We start from the raw sequence: 1,224 nt of genomic DNA on the forward strand, positions 1-1,224 counted from the left end.
TCGGTCTCCGGCTCGCTCGCCTCGACCGCCTCGCTCGCCAACAACCTGGGCAAGTGGCTCTCCATCGGCGTGCTGCTCGCCGCGTTCCTGGTCGCCGCGCTGTTCACGATGTCGGCGGTGGGCCGGCGCACCCGTGAGTTCGGCACCCTGAAGGCGATCGGCTGGACCTCGGGCCGCGTCGTGCGCCAAGTGCTCGGCGAGTCCATCGTCACCGGACTGATCGGCGGCGTCCTGGGCATCGCCCTCGGCTACGGCGGAGCGCTCGCCATCGACAAGTTCGCCCCGACGCTGACCGCCTCGTCCGCGACGAGCAGTGCCAGCAACACCGCGGGCGGGAACTTCCCCGGCGGCGGTGGCGGCGCGCGTGCGGCGGCCAACGACGTGACCGTGCACCTGACCGCCCCGGTCGACATCAAGATCCTGCTCCTCGCGGTCGGCCTCGCGGTGCTCGGCGGCCTGATCGCCGGCGGCCTCGGCGGCTGGCGCGCCTCCTCCCTGCGCCCGGCCGACGCCCTGGCCAAGGTCGCCTAGACCAGGCCCGAATCCCGAAAGGATTAGATCCATGTATGAGATCAGTGGTCTGACGAAGGCCTACGACGGCAAGCGCAAGGGCGAGAAGGTCCACGCGCTGCAGGGCGTGGACGTGCTCATCCCGGACAACGACATGCTCGCGATCCAGGGCCCCACCGGCCACGGCAAGTCCACCCTGCTCCAGCTGCTCGGCGGGCTCGACCGGCCCACCGACGGCTCGCTGAAGTTCGACGGCCAGGAACTGTCGAGGATGGGCGAGATGCAGCTGACGAAGCTGCGCGCGCAGAACTTCGGCTACATCTTCCAGTCCTTCAACCTCATCCCGACGCTCACCGCCCAGGAGAACGTCGAGACGGCCCTGGTGCCGCTGGGGGTGACCAAGGCCGAGCGCCGTGAGCGCGCGGCGCAGGCGCTGACCGAGGTCGGCCTCGGCGAGCGCCTGCACCACCTGCAGACCGAGCTGTCCGGCGGCCAGCAGCAGCGCGTCGCCATCGCGCGTGCGCTGGTCAAGGAGCCGAAGGTCATCCTCGCCGACGAGCCGACCGGAAACCTCGACGAGGACACCCGCGACGACATCTTCGGCCTCCTGGAGAAGCTCTGGCAGGAGCGCGGGCTGACCGTCATCATGGTCACCCACGACTCCGAGCTCTCCCGCCGCGTCCCCCGGCTGGCCCAGATCAAGAACGGCAAGCT

2 protein-coding genes are annotated in these 1,224 nt (G+C 70.2%); both read left to right on the forward strand.

Features of this window, described 5'->3' with window-relative positions; all coding sequences use genetic code 11:
- The coding region (locus tag KDK95_RS34675; RefSeq protein ID WP_212522592.1) for an FtsX-like permease family protein at positions 1-531 on the forward strand (531 nt) is incomplete at its 5' end.
- 31 nt (positions 532-562) lie between these two features.
- A partial coding sequence (locus tag KDK95_RS34680) for an ABC transporter ATP-binding protein (RefSeq protein WP_212522593.1) occupies positions 563-1,224 on the forward strand: 662 nt, incomplete at its 3' end.

Origin of the sequence: Actinospica acidithermotolerans (genome assembly GCF_018139625.1) — a bacterium.
Taxonomy (GTDB): domain Bacteria; phylum Actinomycetota; class Actinomycetes; order Streptomycetales; family Catenulisporaceae; genus Actinospica; species Actinospica acidithermotolerans.